At 69.8% G+C, this 22,743-nt stretch carries 21 protein-coding genes and 1 pseudogene; 9 read left to right on the top strand and 13 right to left on the bottom strand.

Annotated elements, in window-relative coordinates:
- Positions 1-84 precede the first annotated feature (84 nt).
- A complete protein-coding gene (gene dacB / locus AB0D57_RS30190; protein WP_362079858.1) occupies positions 85-1,713 on the bottom strand; it encodes a D-alanyl-D-alanine carboxypeptidase/D-alanyl-D-alanine-endopeptidase in 1,629 nt (542 codons plus the stop codon).
- Positions 1,714-1,792: 79 nt separating this feature from the next.
- Here dacB and AB0D57_RS30185 point away from each other — a divergent pair, with 79 nt between their 5' ends.
- A complete protein-coding gene (locus AB0D57_RS30185; protein ID WP_168529311.1) occupies positions 1,793-2,284 on the top strand; it encodes an inorganic diphosphatase in 492 nt (163 codons plus the stop codon).
- 108 nt (positions 2,285-2,392) lie between these two features.
- Complete coding sequence (locus tag AB0D57_RS30180; protein WP_362079854.1) at positions 2,393-4,033, top strand: threonine/serine exporter family protein; 1,641 nt, start codon at positions 2,393-2,395, stop codon at positions 4,031-4,033.
- 109 nt (positions 4,034-4,142) lie between these two features.
- Here the strand turns inward: AB0D57_RS30180 and AB0D57_RS30175 are convergent, their stop codons facing one another.
- Positions 4,143-5,165 (bottom strand): VTT domain-containing protein, encoded by a 1,023-nt coding sequence (locus AB0D57_RS30175; protein WP_362079851.1) that lies wholly within the window; start codon positions 5,163-5,165, stop codon positions 4,143-4,145.
- Between the two features lie 142 nt (positions 5,166-5,307).
- Between AB0D57_RS30175 and AB0D57_RS30170 the strand changes: the two genes are divergently transcribed.
- Positions 5,308-5,673, top strand: coding sequence for a YbjQ family protein (locus AB0D57_RS30170; RefSeq protein ID WP_362079848.1), 366 nt, complete (start codon positions 5,308-5,310; stop codon positions 5,671-5,673).
- 189 nt (positions 5,674-5,862) lie between these two features.
- Here the strand turns inward: AB0D57_RS30170 and AB0D57_RS30165 are convergent, their stop codons facing one another.
- Complete coding sequence (locus AB0D57_RS30165; RefSeq protein ID WP_362079845.1) at positions 5,863-6,642, bottom strand: MerR family transcriptional regulator; 780 nt, start codon at positions 6,640-6,642, stop codon at positions 5,863-5,865.
- Between the two features lie 108 nt (positions 6,643-6,750).
- Here AB0D57_RS30165 and AB0D57_RS30160 point away from each other — a divergent pair, with 108 nt between their 5' ends.
- The 3 genes from AB0D57_RS30160 to AB0D57_RS30150 all read left to right on the top strand — a co-directional run bounded on the left by AB0D57_RS30160 (position 6,751) and on the right by AB0D57_RS30150 (position 10,188).
- A complete protein-coding gene (locus tag AB0D57_RS30160; RefSeq protein ID WP_362079842.1) occupies positions 6,751-8,016 on the top strand; it encodes an ion channel protein in 1,266 nt (421 codons plus the stop codon).
- Between the two features lie 33 nt (positions 8,017-8,049).
- Complete coding sequence (locus tag AB0D57_RS30155; protein ID WP_362079839.1) at positions 8,050-9,456, top strand: glutamate decarboxylase; 1,407 nt, start codon at positions 8,050-8,052, stop codon at positions 9,454-9,456.
- A gap of 114 nt (positions 9,457-9,570) precedes the next feature.
- Positions 9,571-10,188 (top strand): Uma2 family endonuclease, encoded by a 618-nt coding sequence (locus AB0D57_RS30150; protein ID WP_362079836.1) that lies wholly within the window; start codon positions 9,571-9,573, stop codon positions 10,186-10,188.
- 6 nt (positions 10,189-10,194) lie between these two features.
- On the opposite strand, the gene AB0D57_RS30145 is transcribed toward AB0D57_RS30150, so the two are convergent.
- From AB0D57_RS30145 to AB0D57_RS30120, 6 genes are all read right to left on the bottom strand, one after another.
- Positions 10,195-10,980 carry an ABC transporter permease gene (locus AB0D57_RS30145; protein WP_362079891.1) on the bottom strand — a complete coding sequence of 262 codons (786 nt, stop codon included), beginning with the start codon at positions 10,978-10,980 and terminating at the stop codon, positions 10,195-10,197.
- A gap of 11 nt (positions 10,981-10,991) precedes the next feature.
- A complete protein-coding gene (locus tag AB0D57_RS30140) occupies positions 10,992-11,945 on the bottom strand; it encodes an ATP-binding cassette domain-containing protein (RefSeq protein WP_362079833.1) in 954 nt (317 codons plus the stop codon).
- 79 nt (positions 11,946-12,024) lie between these two features.
- Positions 12,025-12,666 carry a PadR family transcriptional regulator gene (locus tag AB0D57_RS30135; protein WP_362079830.1) on the bottom strand — a complete coding sequence of 214 codons (642 nt, stop codon included), beginning with the start codon at positions 12,664-12,666 and terminating at the stop codon, positions 12,025-12,027.
- A gap of 24 nt (positions 12,667-12,690) precedes the next feature.
- Positions 12,691-13,227: a DinB family protein gene (locus AB0D57_RS30130; RefSeq protein ID WP_362079827.1), complete on the bottom strand. Its 537-nt coding sequence runs from the start codon at positions 13,225-13,227 to the stop codon at positions 12,691-12,693.
- Positions 13,228-13,342: 115 nt separating this feature from the next.
- Positions 13,343-14,803 (bottom strand): aldehyde dehydrogenase family protein, encoded by a 1,461-nt coding sequence (locus tag AB0D57_RS30125; protein WP_362079824.1) that lies wholly within the window; start codon positions 14,801-14,803, stop codon positions 13,343-13,345.
- Positions 14,804-14,977: 174 nt separating this feature from the next.
- Positions 14,978-15,802 (bottom strand): helix-turn-helix transcriptional regulator, encoded by an 825-nt coding sequence (locus AB0D57_RS30120; RefSeq protein ID WP_362079888.1) that lies wholly within the window; start codon positions 15,800-15,802, stop codon positions 14,978-14,980.
- A 338-nt stretch (positions 15,803-16,140) separates the two neighbouring features.
- Between AB0D57_RS30120 and AB0D57_RS30115 the strand changes: the two genes are divergently transcribed.
- On the top strand, positions 16,141-16,671 hold the full coding sequence (locus tag AB0D57_RS30115; RefSeq protein WP_362079821.1) for an ATP-binding protein: 531 nt from the start codon (positions 16,141-16,143) through the stop codon (positions 16,669-16,671).
- A 99-nt stretch (positions 16,672-16,770) separates the two neighbouring features.
- On the opposite strand, the gene AB0D57_RS30110 is transcribed toward AB0D57_RS30115, so the two are convergent.
- The gene (locus AB0D57_RS30110; RefSeq protein ID WP_362079818.1) at positions 16,771-17,031 is read right to left on the bottom strand and encodes a DUF397 domain-containing protein; all 261 of its coding nucleotides are present in this window, start codon (positions 17,029-17,031) and stop codon (positions 16,771-16,773) included.
- Positions 17,032-17,380: 349 nt separating this feature from the next.
- Positions 17,381-17,593 (bottom strand): annotated as a pseudogene (locus tag AB0D57_RS30105) (SRPBCC domain-containing protein); the annotation flags it as partial.
- A 181-nt stretch (positions 17,594-17,774) separates the two neighbouring features.
- Here AB0D57_RS30105 and AB0D57_RS30100 point away from each other — a divergent pair.
- Entirely contained in the window at positions 17,775-18,323 is a 549-nt protein-coding gene (locus AB0D57_RS30100; protein WP_362079815.1) for a hypothetical protein, read from the top strand.
- A gap of 46 nt (positions 18,324-18,369) precedes the next feature.
- Here the strand turns inward: AB0D57_RS30100 and AB0D57_RS30095 are convergent, their stop codons facing one another.
- A complete protein-coding gene (locus AB0D57_RS30095) occupies positions 18,370-20,808 on the bottom strand; it encodes an FUSC family protein (protein ID WP_362079812.1) in 2,439 nt (812 codons plus the stop codon).
- Between the two features lie 179 nt (positions 20,809-20,987).
- Between AB0D57_RS30095 and AB0D57_RS30090 the strand changes: the two genes are divergently transcribed.
- Entirely contained in the window at positions 20,988-21,533 is a 546-nt protein-coding gene (locus tag AB0D57_RS30090; protein ID WP_362079809.1) for a DUF4232 domain-containing protein, read from the top strand.
- Between the two features lie 19 nt (positions 21,534-21,552).
- On the opposite strand, the gene AB0D57_RS30085 is transcribed toward AB0D57_RS30090, so the two are convergent.
- The gene (locus tag AB0D57_RS30085) at positions 21,553-22,704 is read right to left on the bottom strand and encodes a DUF2786 domain-containing protein (RefSeq protein WP_362079806.1); all 1,152 of its coding nucleotides are present in this window, start codon (positions 22,702-22,704) and stop codon (positions 21,553-21,555) included.
- Between the last annotated feature and the right edge of the window lie 39 nt (positions 22,705-22,743).

The following is a 22,743-nucleotide window of genomic DNA, read 5'->3' as shown; positions in this document are numbered from 1 at the left end:
GGTCCGACTGCGGTTAGGGGTACGGGAGCCCCGGCGCCGCCCGGGGAGGGCCCGACGGGGCCCGCGGCAGCGGCCGTGGCCCGTCTACCTGCAGCCGCACGCCGCCAGCGCCGTCGCCGTGCGGTCCAGGGCCGACTGGGCCGCCGCCGGGTCCGGAGGACTGGTCTCGTCGGACGTGAGGAAGGCGAAGGCCAGGAGGCGGCCGTCGGTGTCCACCACGGTGCCCGCCAAGGTGTTCACGCCCGTCAGCGTGCCGGTCTTGGCGCGTACGACGCCGGTGCCCGAGGAGTAGGCCGTGTAGCGGTCACTGAGGGTCCCGGTGAAGCCCGCGACCGGCAGGCCCGTGAGGACCGTGCGCAGTTCGGGGTGGGCCGGGTCGCCGGCCTTCGCGAGCAGCGCGGTGAGCAGGTCGGCGGTGAGCCGGTCGGCACGGTTCAGGCCGCTGCCGTCCTCGAAGTGCGCGCCGGACAGCGGGAGTCCGAGCTTCTTCAGCTGTGCGCCGATCGCCTTCCCGGCGCCCGCGAAGTCGGCCCGCTCGCCCGTGGCGAGGGCGACCTGGCGGGCCATGGCCTCCGCGATGTCGTTGTCGCTGTTCGTCAGCATCCGCTCGACGAGGGCGGACAGGGGCGGCGAGGAGACCGAGGCGAGGGCCAGCGAGCGGTTCGTGGCCTTCGAAGGCCCGGGGACCGTCGTCCTGATGCCCTCGGCGTGGAGCAGGTCCGCGAACTTCCGGGCCGCTTCCCCCGCCGGGTCCGCGGTGCGGGTGACCGGGCCGCTGGTCGAGTCGTCGGTGCGGCCCTCGTCGACCATCAGAGCGCTGACCGGCGCGAGGTTGGGGTTGACGCCGATGGGGTGCAGTGCGGAAGGGGAACCCGGGTACAGCGAGGTGTCGTACGACAGCGTCACCTGGTCCAGGTGACGGGCCTTCAGGGAACTTGCCGTCTCGTCGGCGAGGGTGCGCAGGCTGGCGAGGCCGTCCGCCTCCTCGCGGGCGGTCAGGGTCGGATCGCCGCCGCCGACGAGCACGATCTCCTTGGTGCCGGGCTCCAGGACCGTACGGGTCTCGATGCGGTGGTCGGCGCCCGCGGTGGACAGCACGGCGACGGCGGTGGCGATCTTCGTGGTGGAGGCCGGGGTCTGCGCCTGGTCGGCGTCCTTGGCGTACAGCCGCTTGCCGGTCGCCACGTCGACGACCACGGCCGTGCGCCGCGCACCCAGGACGGGATCGTCGAGGAGCTTGTCGAGGGCGCTCGCGAGGGCCTGCTCGGTCGGCGGCGGCACCGAGCCCGTGGAACCGCCGAGGCCGGTCAGTACGGACGCGGCGCTGGGTGCGGGCTTCGGGGCCGTGGGGGACGTATCGGAACTACGTCCGTGATCTGCGCCACCCTCCGGGGCCCCCGATGCAGCCCAGTCGCGCTCGGCCGTACGCTGACCGGAGGAGTCCCAGGGACCGGCCACGGCCACCGCTCCGGCCGCGAGCGCCAGGCCCGCGGTGGTGGCGACGGCTGTGAACTGCGAAGTCGTGAACTTCACGGAACGCGGCCGGACGGCTTGAGCAACCCGCAGCACGCGCGGTTGCACGGACTGTGTGATCCGCACGACCTGCGGGCGAACGGACTGTGCGACCCGCACCATGTGCGGCCGAACGGTCCGCGCGACCCGCACCACATGCGGTCTCGCGGCCCGCCAAGCCCTCAGCTCTGGCACGACCACCAGCCCCTTTCGCGATCACACACCTGCGTGAGGGACACTTAACCACCAGAACTATGTGCTGATCATGGAGGAGCCACCGGTGGAGTTCGACGTCACGATCGAGATTCCGAAGGGTTCGCGGAACAAGTACGAGGTGGACCACGAGACCGGTCGGATCCGCTTGGACCGTCGACTCTTCACCTCGACCAGTTACCCGGCCGACTACGGCTTCGTCGAGAACACCCTCGGCGAGGACGGCGACCCGCTGGACGCGCTGGTCATCCTGGACGAGCCGACCTTCCCCGGTTGCCTCATCCAGTGCCGCACGATCGGCATGTTCCGTATGACGGACGAGGCCGGCGGCGACGACAAGCTGCTGTGCGTCCCGGCGCACGACCCGCGTGTGGAGCACCTGCGCGACATCCACCACGTGTCGGAGTTCGACCGCCTGGAGATCCAGCACTTCTTCGAGGTCTACAAGGACCTGGAGCCCGGCAAGTCCGTCGAGGGCGCCAACTGGGTGGGTCGTACGGAGGCCGAGGCCGAGATCGAGCGTTCCTACAAGCGCCTCAAGGAGCAGGGCGGTCACTGATCCTCCTGCGCCGTGCGGGCCGCGTGACCCCTGCCGGGGTGGCGCGGCCCGTTCGCGTATCGGTGCGCATACTGAGGCGTACTGGATGTACGTAGTCGGGAGCAGTTGGTGACCGAGGCGGAGGACCGCAAACCGCAGTCGGACGAGGCGAGGAGTGCCTTCGCCCAGCCGGACGGCGTGGCGCCGGCGGTCGAGGACGAGTCGGGGACCACCTCGGAATTCGCGATCCCGGAAGGGCTGGTGCCGCCGGAGGCGGCGGCCGAGGAGTCCGAGGGGTCGGCGTTCAGCACCCCGCGCACCTACCACGCCAAGCACGCCCCGCCCGCGTTCACACCGCCGGGAGGCATCCCCGCGGTCAACCTGACCAAGGACGCGCCCTGGCAGGACCGGATGCGCACGATGCTGCGCATGCCGGTGGCCGAGCGTCCCGCGCCCGAATCGGTGCACAAGGAGGACGAGACGGGGCCCGCCGTCCCGCGCGTGCTCGACCTGACGCTGCGCATCGGCGAGTTGCTCCTCGCCGGCGGTGAGGGCGCCGAGGACGTGGAGGCGGCCATGTTCGCCGTCTGCCGCTCCTACGGCCTGGACCGCTGCGAGCCGAACGTCACCTTCACCCTGCTGTCGATCTCGCACCAGCCGTCCCTGGTGGACGACCCGGTGACGGCTTCGCGGACCGTACGCCGCCGGGCCACGGACTACACGCGGCTCGCGGCCGTCTACCGGCTCGTCGCCGATCTGAGCGACCCGGAGACCGCGGTCTCCCTGGAGGACGCCTACCGGCGGCTCGCCGAGATGCGGCGCAATCGTCACCCGTATCCCGGCTGGGTGCTGACCGCGTCCGGCGGGCTGCTCGCCGGTGCGGCCTCGGTGCTCGTCGGCGGTGACGCGATCGTGTTCGTCGCCGCGGCGCTCGGCGCGATGCTGGGCGACCGGCTGGCGTGGCTGTGCGCGGGGCGCGGGCTGCCGGAGTTCTACCAGTTCACGGTGGCCGCCATGCCGCCCGCGGCGATCGGGGTCGCCCTCCAGCTCGCACACGTCGACGTGAAGGCGTCCGCGGTGATCACCGGTGGGCTGTTCGCGCTGCTGCCCGGGCGGGCACTGGTCGCGGGAGTGCAGGACGGGCTGACCGGCTTCTACATCACCGCGTCCGCACGCCTGTTGGAGGTCATGTACCTCTTCGTGGGCATCATCGTCGGCGTCCTCCTGGTCCTCTATTTCGGCGTGAAGTTCGGCGCCGAGCTCAATCCGGACCAGGCTCTGAGCATTTCCGAGCGGCCCTTGGTGCAGATTGCCGCGTCCATGCTGCTGTCGCTGACCTTCGCGATCCTGCTCCAGCAGGAACGCTCCACGGTGCTGGCGGTGACCCTCAACGGAGGCGTCGCCTGGTCGGTGTACGGCGCGATGCACTACCCGGGCGGCATCTCACCGGTCGCCTCGACGGCCGTCGCGGCGGGCCTGGTGGGCCTCTTCGGGCAGCTTCTGTCCCGCTACCGCTTCGCCTCCGCGCTGCCGTACACGACCGCGGCGATCGGACCCCTGTTGCCAGGATCGGCCACCTACTTCGGGCTGCTGTCGATCGCCCAGAACGACATCGACCAGGGGCTCGTGTCCCTCAGCAAGGCCGCGGCGCTGGCGATGGCCATCGCGATCGGTGTGAACCTGGGGTCGGAGATCTCGCGGCTGTTCCTACGCGTACCGGTCGGCGCCGCCGGGGGGCGGCGGGCCGCGAAGCGGACGCGAGGGTTCTGAGAACGGGTCAACCGCAGGCGGTCGTTCGACTGCCTACGGTTGTGGGTGGCTCGTCGCGCCCACGCGGCGGAGTCGCGTGATGTCACCGCCCCGCGCCCCTGTGGGGCACTCAGTTGCCGTAGGGGTACTGCTGCTGTTGGTAGTCCTGGTCCTGGTTGCCGTACGGCTGCTGCTGGGGCTGCTGTTGCGGATAACCCTGCGGGTACTGCTGGTCGTAGGTCTGCGGGTAGCCCTGCTGGTAGTAGCCCTGGTCCTGGTTGCCGTACGGCTGCTGGGGCTGCTGGGGCTGCTGGGGCTGCTGGGGCTGCTGGGGCTGCTGCTGCGGGTAGGCCTGGCCCTGCGCGTACTGGTCCTGGTGGTACTGGTCCTGGTGGTACTGATCGTGCTGGTACTGGTCCCGCTGAGCCGAGTGCATGCGCAACGGGCGGGTGGCGTCGTCCATGACGGGGGCCGGGGCCGACTGCTGGTACTGAGCCGGGCCCTCGGGGGTCTGCGGCTCCGGCGGGTTCTTCTTGGCCTGGGAGCGCGCCCGCAGGAACTCGATGATGATCGGGACCACCGAGATGAGGACGATCAGGATCAGGATCGCCTCGATGTTCTTGTGCACGAACTCGATGTTGCCGAGCCAGGAGCCGAGCAGCGTGACGCCCGCGCCCCACAGGACACCACCGATGATGTTGTACGTGAGGAAGGAGCGGTACTTCATGCCGCTGACGCCCGCGATGATCGGCGTGAACGTGCGCACGATGGGCACGAAGCGCGCCAGGACCAGGGACTTGGGCCCGTACTTCTCGAAGAACTCGTGGGCCTTGACCACGTTCTCCTGCTTGAAGAGGCGGGAGTTCGGGCGGGTGAAGAGCGCGGGTCCGACCTTCTTGCCGAAGATGTAGCCCGCCTGGTCACCGAGGATCGCGGCGACGCAGATCAGCGCGACCGCCGCCCACAACGGGAAGTCCAGCGTGCCCGCGGTGATCAGCAGACCGCAGGTGAACAGCAGCGAGTCGCCCGGCAGGAAGAAGCCGATGAGCAGGCCGGACTCGGCGAACACGATGAGGAGCAGGCCCCAGATGCCGAAGTTGTCCAGGAGCGTGTTCGGATCCAGCCAGCTTGGTCCAAGGGCAAGCGTCGTCACGGTTCCGGGCTCCTGAGGGGTGAAGGAAAAGTACGGCGGTCCTGGTACTCGCGACCAAAGCTATCAACGCAATGTGTCCGCCCCAGGTTCCACCAGTGCTTCCAGGATGCACTGTGTGCCGACTGGGACGAAGCTGTGAGCCATGAGCATCGAAGATTACGGCGGAGGTCAGGGCCCCCAGTCGGACGTCCTGGTCGTCACGACGAACGACGTACCCGGCTACCGCGTCGCTCAGGTCGTCGGCGAGGTCTTCGGCCTCACCGTCCGGTCCCGGCACCTCGGCAGCCAGATCGGCGCCGGTCTGAAGTCGATGATCGGCGGTGAGCTCAAGGGGCTCACCAAGACGCTCGTGGAGACCCGCAACCAGGCCATGGAGCGGCTCGTCGCACAGGCACGCGCGCGGGGTGCCAACGGCGTGCTGATGTTCCGCTTCGATGTGACGGAGGCGGCGGACGTGGGCACGGAGGTGTGCGCGTACGGGACCGCGGTGGTCCTGGTGAAGGAGTAATGCCGGGCGGTAAGGGGCACCCACCATTGCGGGTGCCCCTTACCGCCAGGCTCCTGGCGGTACGTCAGGGTCATGCGCAGTGCGCGTGCGTGTCACTGCGAGGCCGGTGGGAGCAGCAATCACGGTTCCGGTCTCCTTGAAAATCCGCCTTCCCGCGATCCAGGAAAACCCAGAATCGCCGAGGAGACCTCAGCTCATCCGCGACGCTCCTCGCGCGTGCCGCTCGGCGTTCGCCGTGATCGCGTCCCTCAGGTGCTCGGCGAGCCCGGGGCGCGTGGAGTCGTAGAACTCCTTGAACCGCTCGTCGGACACGTACATCTCGCCGAGGCCTTGGTGAATCTCGTACGAGCAGTCGTAGAACCACTTGGTGACGTGCTGCCGGTGTTCCTCGGCCATGTCCATGGCGCGCTCGCCGGTCGGCTGCTCACCGGCCTCCATGAGAGCGTCGTACCGCTCGCTCCAGGAGGAGACCTCGTCCTGCATGCGCTGCCAGTCGGCCTTGGTGTAGCCGGCGGCGCGGCGTTGCGACTCGGCGTACGCCTCCGTGCCGCCCCAGCGCTGCTCGGCCTCCTCGGCGTGCGCCTCCGGATCCTTGCCCCCGAAGACGTCGAACTTCTCCTCGGGTGTGAGGTTGATGCCCATCGTGCGTGCCTCCATGGCGTGCTCCACGGCCGCGGCCATCTTCTGCAGCTTCTCGATCCGGGCGGTCAGCAGCTCGTGCTGGCGGCGCAGATGCGCACGCGGGTCCGCCTCCGGATCGTCGAGCAGGGCGGCGACCTCGTCGAGCGGAAAGCCGAGCTCCCGGTAGAACAGGATCTGCTGCAGCCGGTCGAGGTCGGCGTCGCTGTAGCGCCGGTGCCCCGCTCGGCTGCGCTCGCTGGGTACGAGCAACCCGATCTCGTCGTAGTGATGCAGGGTGCGCACCGTGACCCCGGCGAAACCGGCGACCTGGCCCACTGAGTAGCTCACTTCCGCTCCTTCCTCGGTACGCGTCTCACCATGAACCCTCACGCAACGTGAGGTGCAAGCCGTAGATTCTCGGGTGTTATGCGGCGTATGCCCGCTTAGGGTGTGCCCGTGAGCACCCAAGCGCCCACCGTGACCCCTCTCCGGCGCCTGTTGCCGTTACTCGTGCCCGCCATGCTGGTCGGCGCGGCAGCGGCACTGGTCCTGCTGGTGGTCACCCTGCTGGCCGAGCAGCTCAAGGACGTCCTGTGGGAGATCCTTCCGGACGCACTGGGCGTGGGCCGCTACTCCGTGTTCTGGATGATCGTGATGCTCACCGCGACCGGCATCGCGGTGGGCCTGGTGGTGTGGAAGGTGCCCGGGCACGCCGGTGCGGACCCGGCGACCACGGGCCTGGTCGACCCGCCCCTGCCGACCCGCGTGCTGCCCGGGCTGCTCCTCGTCACCGTCCTGGCCCTGGCGGGCGGGGTGAGCCTGGGCCCCGAGAACCCGATCACGGCCACCAACATCGCCCTCGCGTACTGGGTGGGCTCCCGGGCATTACCGGGCTCCTCCGCGGCGCTGTGGACGACGCTGGCGGCCGCGGGCACGATCGGCGCGCTGTTCGGGACGCCGGTGGCCGCCGCCCTGATCTTCTCCGAGGTACTGGCCGAGCAGCCGGGCCCCGGCGCCCTCTGGGACCGGCTGCTGCCCCCGCTGCTCGCGGGCGGCACGGGCGCGCTGACCATGACGCTGCTCGAGCACCCGAGCTTCAACCTCCTGCTGCCCGCGTACACGGGCCCGCACTGGGGTGATCTCGTGGGCGCGCTGGTGGTCGCCTCGGTCGGCGCGGTGGTGGGGCTGGCCGCGGTGTACGCCCTCCCGCACGTCCACAGGGCCTTCTCGCGGCTCGGGCACCCCATGGTCGCGATTCCCCTGGGCGGGCTCGTCCTCGGCCTGCTGGGCGCCCTGGGTGGGCCTCTGACGCTCTTCAAGGGCCTGGAAGAGGTGAAGACACTGGCCGCGGACCCGGACGGCTGGACTGCGGGCCAGTTCGCGCTGATGTTCGTCGTCAAGCTGGCCGCACTCGTGGTCGCCGTCTCGTGCGGCTTCCGGGGCGGCCGGATCTTTCCCTCCGTCTTCGTCGGGGTGGCTCTGGGGCTGTGCGCGCACGCGCTGGTACCCGAGGTGAATCCCACACTCGCCGTGGTGTGCGGCGTCCTCGGCGTCCTCATGGCCGTCAGCCGGCAGGGCTGGATCAGCCTGTTCACGGCGTCCGCGCTGGGGGGCGACCCGGCCGTGCTGCCGCTGCTGGTGCTGGCCGCGGTGCCGGCCTGGCTGCTGGTGACCGGCAAACCCCAGATGCAGCTCCACGACAACGGAACCCCTATCCGCTAGGCAACAGAACCCCTATCCGCCGGGAGAGTTGAGATGCCGCTCCACCAAGGCCACGACACGCCCGACGAGCGCCCGATGTCCGTCAACCCCTTCATCGGGGAGGCGAATCCGGTCGGCGGTATGACCGAGGCCCCGCCCAAGCACCGGCTCCCGGCCGGGCCGCTGCCGCCCGCGACCGCGTACCAGCTCGTCCACGACGAGCTCATGCTGGACGGGAACTCACGCCTCAACCTCGCCACCTTCGTCACCACCTGGATGGAACCGGAGGCCGGGTTGCTGATGGCGGAGTGCCAGGACAAGAACATGATCGACAAGGACGAGTACCCGCGCACCGCGGAGCTGGAGCGGCGCTGCGTGGCGATGCTCGCGGATCTGTGGAACGCGCCCGATCCGGCGGCCGTCGTGGGCTGTTCGACGACCGGGTCGAGCGAGGCGTGCATGCTCGCCGGGATGGCCCTGAAGCGGCGCTGGGCGCAGCGGAACGCCGACCGCTACCCCGGCGCACGCCCCAACCTCGTCATGGGGGTGAACGTCCAGGTCTGCTGGGACAAGTTCTGCACGTTCTGGGAAGTCGAGGCGCGCCAAGTGCCCATGGAGGGCGACCGGTTCCACCTCGACCCACAGGCGGCGGCCGAGCTGTGCGACGAGAACACCATCGGGGTCGTCGGCGTCCTCGGCTCCACCTTCGACGGTTCGTACGAGCCGATCGCCGAGCTGTGCGCGGCCCTCGACCAGCTCCAGGAACGTACCGGCCTGGACATCCCCGTGCATGTCGACGGCGCGTCCGGCGCGATGATCGCGCCCTTCCTCGACGAGGACCTGGTCTGGGACTTCCGGCTGCCGAGGGTGTCGTCGATCAACACCTCGGGGCACAAGTACGGGCTCGTCTACCCGGGCGTCGGCTGGGCGCTGTGGCGGTCGCCTGCCGAGCTGCCGGAGGAACTCGTCTTCCGGGTCAACTACTTGGGCGGCGACATGCCGACCTTCGCCCTCAACTTCTCCCGGCCCGGCGCACAGGTCGTGGCGCAGTACTACTCCTTCCTGCGGCTGGGCCGCGACGGCTACCGGGCCGTGCAGCGGACGACCCGGGACGTGGCCCGATCGCTCGCCGACCGGATCGAGGAGCTGGGCGACTTCCGGCTCCTGACCCGGGGCGATCAGTTGCCCGTCTTCGCCTTCACCACGGCGCCCGACGTGAGCGCGTACGACGTCTTCGACTTGTCCCGGCGCATGCGCGAGAGCGGCTGGCTGGTGCCCGCGTACACCTTCCCGGCCAACCGGGAGGACCTGTCCGTCCTGCGGGTGGTGTGCCGCAACGGGTTCTCGGTGGACCTCGCCGAGCTCTTCGTGGAGGACCTGAGCCGGCTGCTGCCCCACCTGCGCCGGCAGCCGCATCCACTGACCCACGACAAGGACGCGGCAACCAGCTTCCACCACTGAGCTGCCCGGCACGGCCGCCGGAACGTTGCCCCCTCACTCGGGCGAGTGACGCTACCGTCGTACGGGGAACAGCTGGGAGCACCAGCACTCACGATCTACTCCATGGGAGCAGTCATGGCCGCAGAGGCACACCCCGGCGAGCAGGCGATGCAGGCCACTTCCGAGAACTGGATGTACCCGCCCGAGGAGGGCTGGACATGGGACCAGGTCAAGGAGCTGGACGTCCCGTTCGACTGGGAACTCGTGGATGGGAAGATCGTGGTACGTGGGGCGACGACGTGGTGGCACGACCGGGTGCGCAACCGCCTGGCATTCCAGCTGATGAAAGCCGAGCGACCGCCGTACAGCACCGAAGTCGAGCGCCCGACCGAGTTCGACGACCACAACATCCCCAGGCCGGACATCGTCGTGTTCGACAAGACGGGGATCGACATCCGCACGATGAGCTGCACGCCGGTCGGGTGCGTCGTCCTCGCCATTGAGGTGGTGTCCCCTGGCTCTCGCAAAATGGACCGCTTCCTCAAGCCCGCCATGTACGCCGAGGCCGGAATCGCCCACTACTGGCGGGTCGAGCGCGGCGAGAACGACATTCCGGTCGTGCACCAGCTCTGGATCGAGACAGACAGTGGAGTCATGGTCCCCCGACCGGACCGGCCCATCCACACCGGAAAGCTCACCACCGTGGTTCCCTTCCCGGTCGACATCGACCTGCCCAGCCTGATCGAGATGTAGCCCCGACTACGCGCTCAGCCGCCCGAACCGCCGCACAGCCAGCGGAAAGAACACCGCCAGCAGGGCCAAGGGCCAGATCACAGCCGCCCACACGTGCCCCGGCTCCCCGCCCGGACCGCCGAACAGGTCCCGTACCGCCGTCGCCGTCTGGGACATCGGGTTCCACTCGACCGCCGTGCCCAGCCAGCCCGGCATGGAGTCCGGGGTCGCGAAGGCGTTGGACAGGAAGCCGACCGGCCAGACCAGGATCTGGACGGCCTGCACCATCTCGGGTTTGCCGGCCACCATCGCCAGCTGGATGCCGATCCACAGCATGGCGAAACGGAAGAGGAGGAGCAGGCCGACGGCCCCCAGGAAGGCGCCGGGTGTGGCGTGGACGCGCCAGCCGATGGCGTATCCGACGCCGATCAGCACGGCCAGGCCCAGCGTCGATTGCAGCATGTCGGCGGCGGAACGGCCGACCAGGACCGCGCCGTTGGCCATCGGCATCGAGCGGAAGCGGTCGATGACACCCTTGTTGAGGTCCTGGGTGACGGCGAGCATCGTGCCCTCCAGTCCGAAGGCCATGGTCAGCGCGAGCATGCCGGGCACCAGGAAGTCCACGTAGTCGCCCTCGACGTCCCGGCCGCCGCCGACCAGATAGCCGAACATCAGCAGCAGCATCACCGGGAAGACCAGGCCGACGAGCACCTGGACGGGCTGCCGGGCCCAGTGGGCGAGTTCGCGGCGGGTCATGGTCCAGCAGTCGGTGAGGACGTACGTCCCCGGGCGAGTCGTCTCGGACGTACTCATCTCGTACGTACTCACACGGCCTCCTTCGTACGTTCCTCACGTCCGGTCAGGTGCAGGAACACCTCGTCCAGCGTCGGCCTCCGCAGGGCGACGTCCTCGGCCTCGATCCCAGCCGCCTCGAGAGCGTGTACGGCTCCGGCGAGCGCCGTCATGCGGTCGGCGACCGGGACGCTGAGGAGCCGGCGGTCCGTGTCGACTGAGGCCCGCGACGCGTCGAAGGGCAACAGGGCGACCGCGGCGCCCAGCTGGCCGGCGTCGCGCAGGACGATGTCGATGCGGTCGCCACCTGTGCGGGCTTTCAGCTCGTCGGCCGTGCCGTCCGCGACGACCCGCCCCCGGTCGACGACCGAGATGCGGTCGGCGAGCTGGTCCGCCTCCTCCAGGTACTGCGTGGTGAGCAGGACCGTGGTACCGCCGCCTACCAGGGAGCGGACGGCCGCCCAGACCTCGGCCCGGCCGCGCGGGTCGAGCCCGGTCGTCGGCTCGTCCAGGAACAGCACCTCCGGCTCGGTGATGAGGGACGCGGCGAGGTCGAGGCGGCGCCGCATACCGCCGCTGTAGCGTTTGACGGCCTTGCGGCCGGTGTCCACGAGGCCGAAGCGCTCCAGGAGCTCGTCGGCCCGCACGCGCGCGTGCCGTGCGCCCAGGTGGTGGAGCCGTCCGAACATCTCCAGGTTCTGCCGTCCGCCGAGTTCCTCGTCGAGCGCGGCGTGCTGGCCGAGCAGGCCGATGCGGTGCCGCACCCGGCGGGCCTCGCGCACCACGTCGTGCCCGGCGACCCGCACCCGGCCCTCGTCGGGCCGCAGCAGGGTGGTCAGCACGCGCACCATGGTGGTCTTGCCGGCGCCGTTCGGACCGAGCAGACCGTGGACGGTGCCGCGCCGCACCGCCAGATCCAGCCCGTCCAGGGCCGCCTTGTCCCCGTACCGCTTGCGTACGCCCTCGGCGGCGATCGCGTCGGTCATTCGACTCCCCTCATGACCTACTAATCAAACTTGACTACTCAGAGAAAGTAACTCATGGGGGGTCACTCGTCAAACTTGATTAGTCGCGATCCCCGGGGTGCGACATCCCCGTCGCGTACGGGTTCTCGTCGCCCTCCGCCAGGACGCCGACGAACGGTTCGCCCTCGCCCGCGAAGGTGTAGGCCCCGCGTTCGATCCGCCCGATCAGACCGCGGGTCCACTCGGCGTCGGAATCGGCCGTGTGGACCCAGAGGTTCATGATCTCGCCGATGTGGCCGAGTTGTTCGGGGCCGTCCTCGGGCACGTAGTGCTCGGTGACGGCGGACCGCCACTCCTCGATCTTCCGGATCCGCTCCTTCAGAAGGGCCACCGCCTCGCCCCTCGGCAGGTCGACGATGAAGCCGACGCCCGCCGACTGGACGTCCATCTTCTGGTCGTACGACGTCAGCGACTCGCGCAGGAGTGCCAGGAACTCCTCGGTGCCCTGGTCCGTGATCTCGTACTCGGTGCGCGGCGGACCGCCCGCCGTGGACGGCGCGGTCTCGTGGGCGTGCAGCAGTCCCTGCTTCGCCATCTGCTTGAGCGCGTGATAGATCGAGCCGGGCTTGGCATTGGACCACTCGTGCGCGCCCCAGTACTCGAGGTCGTTGCGCACCTGGTAGCCGTGGGCCCGCCCGTGCTGGCGGACCGCGCCGAGCACGAGGAGACGGATCGCTGACATGGGGTCCAGGTTATTGCCCCGGTCTCAGCCCGCCTGCGCCCGGGCCACCAGCTCGAACGCGGTCGCGCCGTCGAGGGACTCCCGGATGATGTCGGCGTGGCCGGCGTGCCGGGCGATCTCCTCGATGAGGTGGAGCAGCAGCCAGCGCATGGAGACGCCCCCCTTGGGGAACCAGGGCGCTTCGGGCAGCGGGAAGGTGTCGTCGAGCGATCCGACGGAGCGGATGAACTCGTCGGTCTCGTGCGCCACGCCGTCCCAGAAGGCGAGGATGCCCGCCACGGACTCGTTCTCGGTCAGCCGGAAGCCATCGGCCCAGTCCTTCTCGGTGCGGGCCCGCTCGTTGGGCTTCTGCTGGGCCAGCCGCAGCCAGTTCAGCTCGCACTCGGCGACGTGCTTGAGGAGCCCGGACACGGACAGCTCGCTGGCGCTGGGTGTGCGCGCCGCCTCCTCGTCGCTCAGCCCGAGCACCGCCCGCCGCAGGCCGCCACGCTGGGCCTCTACGAAGGCCAGGAGGGCCCCGCGCTCGTCGCCGTGCGCCTCTGCGGGAACGTGAGTGACCATGACGGTCCGCCTTTCATCGGTCTTCCTGCCCGGCACCTGCTGCCCGACACCGATGAAGCTACGAGCCCTTGCGGTCAGCTTCTGTCCGCAAGGGCCCGGTCGAGGCGGAGAATCCTCAGAACGGGAAGAAGCTGCGCCCGTGCTGTACCGAGATCCACTTCTGGCTGGTGAACGCCTCGATCGTCGCCTCGCCGTTCAGGCGGCCGATGCCCGAGTGCTTCTCGCCGCCGAAGGCGACCAGCGGCTCGTCGTGGACGGTGCCGTCGTTGACGTGGAACATGCCGGTGTCGATCTGCTTGGCGAAGGCGACACCACGCTCGACGTCGGCCGTGTGCACGGCGCCGCTGAGCCCGTACGGGGTGTCGTTGACGAGACGTACGGCCTCCTCCTCGCCGTCGAAGGTGACGAGGAGCGCGACGGGGCCGAAGATCTCCTGCTGGAGGATGGTGGAGCCGGCGGGCAGGTCCGTCAGGACGCTCGGCTCGACGAGGTTGTCGGTGGCACCACCGCGAAGGAGGGCGGTGGCACCCTCGGCGATCGCCTGGTCGACGACGCCCGTGAGCACCTCCGCCTGCGAGGAGTTGATGACCGGGCCGATGATCGTCTGGGGGTCGCTCGGGTCGCCGACCTTCAGGGTCTTGACCTTGGCGACGAACTTCTCGGTGAACACGTCCGCGATCGAGCGGTCCACCAGCACGCGGTTGGCGGCCATGCAGACCTGGCCCTGGTGGACGTACCGGCTAAAGACCGCCGCGTCGACCGCGTAGTCGATGTCCGCGTCGTCCAGGACCACCAGGGCGCTGTTGCCGCCGAGTTCGAGGACCGCGCTCTTGAAGTGCGAGGCGCAGACCGTGGCGACGTGGCGGCCGACCTTGTCGGAGCCGGTGAAGGAGATGACCTTCGGGATGGGGTGCTCGATGAAGGCGTCGCCGATCTCGGCGATGTCGGTGATGACGACGTTGAGCAGACCGCCGGGCAGGCCCGCGTCCTCGAAGATCTTGGCGACCAGGGAGCCACCGACGATCGGGGTGTTCTGGTGCGGCTTGAGCACCACGCCGTTGCCGAGCGCCAGCGCCGGGGCGACCGACTTCAGCGAGAGCAGGAAGGGGAAGTTGAAGGGGCTGATGACGCCGACGACGCCCACCGGGACGCGGTAGACGCGGTTCTCCTTGCCGTCGATCGGCGAAGGGAGGATCTTGCCCTCGGGGCGCAGCGCCAACTGGATCGACTCGCGCAGGAACTCCTTGGCGAGGTGCAGTTCGAAGCCGGCCTTGATGTGCGTGCCGCCGAGTTCGGCGATGATCGCCTCGGCGATCTCGGCCTCACGGTCCTCGATGATCCGCAGGACCTTCTCGAACACCGCACGGCGCGCGTACGGGTTGGTCGCGGCCCATGCCTTCTGGGCACGTTCGGCGGCGCGGTAGGCCTCATCGACCTCGTCCACCGTGGCTATGGTGATCGACGCCAGCTTCTCGCCGTCGTACGGGTTGAAGTCGATGATGTCCCAGGAGCCGGTGCCCGGGCGCCAGGAACCGTCGATGTACTGCTGGGCCAGGTCGGTGAAGTAGGACGACATGTGCTCCCTCAATCCCCTTGCTGCCGAGGCAGACATCCGAGCCTGAGTCAGCAGACACATCCGATCAACGTCTGATCAGACGTCATCGTACTTGCGTTCAAAGGGAGTTGGAGAACGTCTCAGGAGAGTTCGTGAAGACTCACAGGAGAACACCGGGTGAGCACCTGGCGCGCGTCAGGACAGCTGGAGCAGTCCCCTGAGCAGGTCGCGGCTCTCGGACGGGCCGGGGCTGTCCTGCTGCAGCTGCTTCAGCGCACTCTCGTACTGCGTGACGTCCTCGCGTTTGTCCAGGTAGAGCGCGCTGGTGAGCTGCTCCAGATAGACGACGTCCGACAGATCGGACTCGGGGAAGCTCAGGATGGTGAAGGAGCCGCTCTCGCCCGAGTGGCCGCCAAAGCTGAACGGCATGACCTGGAGCCGTACGTTGGGCCGCTCCGACACCTCGATCAGATGCTGGAACTGTCCACGCATCACCTCGCGGTCGCCGTACGGGCGGCGCAGCGCGGCCTCGTCGAGGACGATGTGGAACTCGGGGGCCTTCTCGGAGACGAGGTACTTCTGCCGCTCCAGTCGCAGCGCCACCCGGCGGTCGATGTCGGCCGCGCTCGCGCCCTTCATCCCACGCGTGACGACCGCGTGCGCGTACGCCTCGGTCTGCAACAGGCCGTGCACGAACTGGACTTCGTAACTGCGGATCAGGTGGGCCGCGCCCTCGAGGCCGACATAGGTCGGGAACCAGCTGGGCAGAACGTCCGAGTAACTGTGCCACCAGCCCGCGACGTTCGCCTCCTTGGCGAGGGAGACCAGGGAGGTGCGCTCGGCATCGTCATTGATGCCGTACAGCGTCAGCAGGTCCTCGACGTCACGTGTCTTGAAGCTCACCCGTCCCAACTCCATGCGGCTGATCTTCGATTCGGAGGCACGGATCGAGTAGCCGGCCGCTTCCCTGGTGATGCCACGCGCCTCCCGCAGGCGCCGGAGATGAGATCCCAGCAGCATGCGCCGCACCACCGAGCCGCTCGACTCACCAGCGCTCACGTTCGTCCGCCTCCCCAACCGTCTTCCAGACGCCGAAGTCTGCCACTAAAACACTCCAACCAGTACTCGTTCGATTACAGAAACAGAAAGCTTCCAAAGGAGCCACGCAGGAAAAGGCGAGCAGTGCGCCAACAAGAGTGAAGAACGTGACAGAAGAAATGAGCAAGAAGCGGTAGAGGAAGGTCCAATTCGGGCGCGTGCACGTGCATCTGCCCTTGCATCTGCCGTACGCATTCGGAACCATGGTCCTCGCGCCACCGCTGCATCGCAACGACCGCGAACACCCGGGAGTGCCTCGCATGGGGACGAATGGATCGACCATGCTCGAACCCTTACGGCAGGGACTTCCGCCACTCGATCCCGCGGCCGTGTCCAACGCCGCCTCCTGCGCCCTGCCCGCACGCTACGAAGCGGTGCGCGAGGCACGGCAGTTCACCCGCAGAACGCTGGACCAGTGGGACATCGGCGACCGCTTCGACGATGTCTGTCTGGTGGTCTCCGAGCTCGTGACCAACGCGCTGCGGCACGCGCTGCCCTCGGACACGCCTCGCCGGGACGACCAAGGGCCGCCCGTGCGGCTGCACTTGATGCGGTGGACCTCACGTCTGGTGTGCGCGGTGCGCGACCCCAGTCACGACAGCCCGGTCGCGGGTGACTCGGACGACTTCTCCGCGGAGTCGGGCCGTGGCCTGTTCCTGGTCGACTCGTTCGCCGACAGCTGGGGCTGGCACCCGCTCGCGGGCACGCTCAGCGGCAAGGTCGTGTGGGCGCTGTTCCGGCTTCCGCAGCCGGACGCGACGGCCGTTCCCGCCGTTTCGACCGAACAGTGAACCGCGGCGCCTTTTGGCGCCGCGGTTCTACGCGCGTTACAGACCGCTAGAAAGCGGTTGCTCTCGGTTGCGTACTCAGGCGTCCGGCATCCACTCGCGTCAGCCGGCGATCAGGTGATCGAACTCGCCGTCCTTGATACCCAGGAGCATCGCCTCGATCTCGGCGCGGGTATAGACGAGCGCGGGCCCCTCGGGGAACCGCGAGTTGCGCACCGCCACGTCCCCGCCGGGCAGCCTCGCGAACTCCACGCAGGAGCCCTGGGAGTTGCTGTGCCTGCTCTTCTGCCAGGCCACCCCGGCCAGCTCCGTCGCAGCCATGCCGTTGTACACGTCATCCACGTCGTACACGTCGTGGTCCACAGGTCGCTCCCCGGTCGTGCAGTGGCTGATGTGGCCATTGATGCAGTGGTCAACTGTCCCGGATCATAGCTCTGTTCATGTGCAGATGCATGGGCAGATGCACGTGCACGGGGGGTGGTCCTGCGGTTACAGCTTTTACCGCCGCTTGACTACAACGCGTTGTCCGCTTGACTACCGACTGGTGCTCGTCGCGCTACAACCGGTCCAGCGCCTGCCCCGGAGATCGCATCACATGCGATCTCCGGCCCCCGTCCATGATCTTCCGCGCCATCATCCGTGCAGGGTCGTCCGGGTCGAATCCCTCATCTACTAAGAACAGACGCATACCGCGCCCTTCGAGTTTCAACGTTCAGGTAATGGTCCAGTCCGCAGGATTCGCCGGACCGGCGTCGGCCCACCGGACGCGCAGCGTCCGCTCCGGCTCGTACGCGAGAATCCGCACCTCAACCGTGCCGGAGGGGCGGGAGTTGGGGCGCGGCACGGAGGTCAGCACGTACGTGTGTCCGACTTCGAGCCGGAAGTTCGCCGACCCCGGCATCCGCCATCGGGCGAGCGGTTCGGGCTCGGTGAGGGCTCACTGCGGCTTGTTGTGGCGCGCTGTCGCCGGGTGTGCCTCGCCGTGGTTCGCTCAGGAGATTCGTACGTTCTCCCGATGGCACGCTCAGGGTGCGGGCGAATCCTCCTGGTAACTTGCTGCGGTCGTTCCGGCGACCCCAGCGACACCACCACCCTTGGGGGCTTCAGTGACATCGGCGATTTCGGCGACCCTCCCGCGTCGGCGGGCGCGTATCGCGGGCACGGTCGCGGCCGCGGGTCTGGCGGGCGCGCTTGTGCTGACCGGCTGCAGCGGCGGCGGTGACGACGGCTCCGACTCCGGATCCGGCTCCAACTCCGGGGGCGGGTCGGCGAGCCCCGGTTCCTCCGCCACCGGGAGCGCCGACACCGGCGGCGGCTCGGGCGCGACCTCCACGGCCAACAGGGAGCTCGAAGGCAGTTGGCTGGCCACGACCGACGGCAAGGCCGTGGCGCTGGTGATCAACGGTACGCAGGCCGGGATCTTCGCGACAGGCGGCACCGTGTGCAGCGGCACCGCCGGCGACGAGGCGGGCATGCAGATGATCCACCTCAAGTGCACGGACGGGAACAAGGACCGCGCCACGGGCATGGTCGACTCCGTGAACGGCACCACGCTCAAGGTCACCTGGTCGGGCAGTCTCGGCAAGGAGTCGTATACGAAGGCCGAGGGCGGACAGCTGCCGTCGGGGCTGCCGACGGCGAGCCTGGGCTCGTAAAAGCTCGGCCACTCGATCACTCGATCACTCGACCACACTCGGCCGTTCACTGACGGGCCGCGGAATCCTTCGGGTTCCGCGGCCCGTTCGTGTGTCCGTCCACGGTCATGGGCGGTACGGCGGTGTCGAGAGCCTCGGAGAGTTCGACCAGGGACTGCAGGATCAGGGCCGCGCCCCGGCGCAGGAGCGCGTCGCGAGGGCTCGCGGCGTCCCAGGCTTCCAGGGCCTCGCGAACGGGGTCCCAGCGTGGCACCCGGCGCTCGCGCACCGACTTGGCGCCCTGTTCGGTGGCCTTCCGCAGTGCCTCGGCGAAGCGGGCGGCGGCCGGGACGGGGGCCGCGTCCCGTTCCGGGAGGTGGGCCTCCATGAGCATGGTGACCCGGCCCATCTGGGCGAGGGCGTCCTCCGCGTCGTCGGCGGCGGTCCGGGACAGGCCGCGATGGCGTACCGGCTCGTTCGTCGCCCGCTCCACAGCCGCGTGCCACGCCGCGCGAGCGGTCCGGGAAGCGAGAAGCGCCGTGCGGACGGGGTCGGGGGCGGCGGGGGCGGGGGCGTGGTCAGATGCGTGGTCGGGGGCGAGGGATCGATCCCCGCCGACACGCTCGCCGTCGGCAGCGACTCGGTCAGCTGGGGCGTCGTCGGGGATTGCGGGCCCGTGGTCTGCAGCGAGGGCAGGCACTCCGCCGGAGGCACCGGCGTCGGCGGGGGCGTGCCCGCGGCCGTCGTCCTCGGGGTTCGGGGTGGCGGGGGCTCGAAGTCCGGGTGTCATGGCGCGGTCGGCGGTGGGCCGGGGGTCGGCGCCGGCTGGATGGGCGTAGCGGCTGAGGACGGCTGACGCGTAGCGGCCCTGCGCGGCCAGCCAGTCGGCGAGGCGGCCGCGCAGACGGGGCGTCTCCCAGGCCGGGTAGAGCGCGTACGCGAGCATCGCGAGGAGTCCGCCGAGCAGGGTGAGCAGCACGCGCTCCGGCACGGTCTGCGTCCACTGTTCGCCGCCCATGCCGAGCAGGAAGACGACGTACGCGGCGATGAAGGCCTGCGCGGCCATCTGGCTGGTGCGCATCAGCAGGTACATCAGCGCCGCGCTGATCACGGCGAGGGCGCCCGAGAGAACCGTCCCCGGGTGCGCGACCTGCACGATCCCGGTGGCCAGCGCCACCCCGACGAGGGTGCCGCCGAAGCGGGCGATCGCCCGGCTGTACGTCTGCGAGAAGTCCGGGCGCATGATCATGACCGAGGCCAGCGGCGCCCAGTAGCCGTGGCCGAGCGGGAGCCAGGTGCCGAGGAGGTAGCCGGCGGCGGCCACGGCGGAGACGCGGATCGCGTGGCGGTAGATCGGGGAGTCCCGGTGCAGTTCTTCGCGCATGGCACGCAGGGAGACGGGGATCAGGGCGATGAAGGTGGGACGCAGCAACGGGGCGGCGCCGGTCTCCCCCGGACGGCCGACGGCCGCGCCTGTGCCGCCCATGACCGCACCTGCGCTGTCCACGGCCACGTCGTACCGCCGTCCCCCCGCCGTCTCCACCACGTCCTGCAACAGGGTCCCCAGCCGCGTCGCCGCCCGGTACGGCGGCCCCGTCAGGATCGCCTCCGTGTCCGGGGTCCTGAAGACGGCGACCGCGCCGGGCGGCAAGTTCACCGGCGTCCCGTGACGGATGGCGCGGGCCGCCCCGTCCAGGATGGCGGCCGCGGCGGCGAGCAGTTCGTTGACCTTGTCGCGTTGGGGGCATTCGGACGGTACGCCCATCGCCGGGTCGGCCAGGGAGGCGAGGACGGGGCGGATACGTTCGGCCAGGCCCCGGGTGCCGTGCAGTTCGGCGGGGCGTCTGCGGGCCTGGCGTGGGGTGACGGCGGCCGCGTCGCGTGCCTCCATGAGCGGAAGCGGGTCGAAGGGCGCCACCGGATCGTGGCGCAGCCGGCGCGCGTAGTCGGCCTCGGCGGCCAGGGCGTCGGCCAGCGCGTCACGGTGGGCACCCCAGCGCCGTACCGGAAAGAGCACCACCAGGGACGCCTGTACGAGCCCGCCGACGATCATCATCGCGCTGTGGCCCGCCGCCTGGGCGACCGAGGTCGGCAGGGTGACCGTCACCAGCATGATCGCTACGTTCGAGGAGGCGATCAGGCCGGCCGTGGGGCCGACCGCCCAGCTCATCCCGGACAGGAACGTCCACACCACCAGCAGGGTCAGGAACAGGGCCAGGTGGGAGATCGTCACGTAGCCGACGAACGTCGAGACGGCGAGGCTCGCGCCGGAGGCGAGCGCCAGCTCCGGACGAGGGCGCCAGCTGCGCTGGAACGTGGCGATCGCCGCCTGGAACGCCCCGAAGGCCGAACTGGCCGCGGCCCCGGGCCCGAACGCCCACAGACTCAGCCCCATCACCAGTGCGAGCCCCGCCGCACCCCGCACCGCGATCAGCGGTTCGAGACGCTTCCGCTCGATCCGCAGACCCGAGCGCGCGGTCGCGTTCAGCGCCCGGAGCCAGCTCATTCCGCCAGCGTACGGGAGTTTTATCTCTCTATTTGGGTATCTCTGTGCATGTTTCTTGACATTCAGTGGCGGCGACGGAACGGGGGGCGCGTGACGCAGGCCCACCCGCCTGCGTGATGATCCAGATGATCCGGATGATCCATGAGCACCGTCACGAACACGAAAACCAGGGGAACCCCATGCGCGTCCTTCCGATCGCCGTCGCCGTCGCCGCGGCGGCTCTCACCCTGACCGCCTGCGACAGCGGCGGCGACAGCAGCGGTGAGTCCAAGGCCTCGCCGGACTCGGCGGCCAAGACGACCTCGGCGAACTGCAAGATCGACCAGGTCGGCATCCAGGTGGGCCCCGCCAACGCCGCCCCGGCCGCCGGGGACACCGGCAACGTGCCCGTCACGCTCACCAACAACGGTGCCGAGTGCACCCTCGAGGGCTTCCCCGGCATCGCGGTGCAGGGCGGCAGCACGACCACGGATGTCCCCGAGCAGGAGGCCGCGACGCCGCCGAAGCTGACCCTGGCGAAGGACGGCACCGCCACCTTCACGATCACCTACGTACGGGGCGAGGCGGGCGACGGCAAGAGCCTCGACGCGACGACACTGAAGATCAGCCTGCCCGGCGCCACCGACACGCAGAGCTTCAAGTGGTCGTACGGCCCCCTCGCGGGGAAGAGCGACTCGGGTGACCTGGATGCTTCGGTGAGCCCGTTCCAGACCGCCGGCGACTGAGCGGCCACCGGACTGTCCGTCACCGCAGCGGCGGCCGTGCCCTGACCTGTGCGCGGTCGGCCGCCGCGGCGCCCTGTTCCCACCCGGCCGCGTCGCTGACCCCGCGCAGCCGGGTGGTGACGGTGTCCGGGAACATCCGCTCCATGTGGTCCGTGACCGCGACGTCACGGGCCACCAGGACCGGCAGCAACTCCCCCTCCCCCGCCCCTTCCGCCGACGCCACCTGCCCCTCGGCGGCAGTCGCCAGCCGGTCGCCGATGCGATGCGCGTACGCGGCGAGGAACGACTGCCGGAAGGTCTTCGTGCGCTTCCTCCCGCCGGCCCGCTGGGCCGCCTCCGCCTTCGTCATCGCGGCCGTGGCCTGCACAAGCAGAGAGGTGTAGAGGAGTTCGACCGCCTCCAGGTCGGGTTCGAAGCCGACGACCGTCGAGAAGCCCAGGGACTCGTTCCACACGGCGCGGCAGCGGTTCGCGCCGGCCACCGCGTCCAGCAGCACCGCCTTGGCCGTCTCGTACGGCGGCTCGACGCCGATGCGGCAGGCGCCGGGCGCGTCCTTCGCGTGGGTACGGGCCGCGAGCAGCGCCTCGTCGATGCTGTGCCGCGCCATCAGCTCCTGTGCCTTGGCGCTCAGCGCCTCCGCCTCCTCCGGAAACCCGGTCGCCTCGGCCTTGGCGAGCAGGGCGCGGATACGCGTGAGCATGCGGGAGTCGTGTGCGGAGCTTGCGGCGCCTGGGGTGCTTGCCGGTATCTCCAGCGGCTCGATGGACGGCAGACGCAGCAGCAGCCGGTACAGCTCCAGGACGGTGGTGGCGTGGGTGAAGCGGTCCGGGCGGGGTGGCTGCGCCCCGACGTCGGCCGCGGCTGCGAGCTCTTCCAGCTGGGTCGCCCAGCGCGGGCCCCGAGGCGTCCGGTTCTCGCTGAGGATCAGCGCCGACACCAGGCGTACGTGTACGTCGTCCAGCTCGCGCCGCACGATCCGTACGACATCGGCGGGCTGCCAGCCGCGACGCCAGGCCGCGGCGACGAACTCCTCGCCGCGCCGGGTGAGTTCGGCGTCGGACGCGGGGGCGGCGGCCAGCAGCGAGGCGCCCGTGTCGAGGGAGGTGTCGGTGTCGGCGTAGAGCGCGGCCTCGAAGGCGCGCGCCACGGTGCTGGGCGTACTGCTGCTCATGCCTCGATCGTGTCACGCGCGAGGGTGGGGCCGGACCTG

Source organism: Streptomyces sp. NPDC048275, assembly GCF_040652275.1.
Lineage (GTDB): Bacteria > Actinomycetota > Actinomycetes > Streptomycetales > Streptomycetaceae > Streptomyces.
Note: the sequence above shows the minus strand (reverse complement) of the source record. Positions and strands in the feature narration are given on the sequence as shown.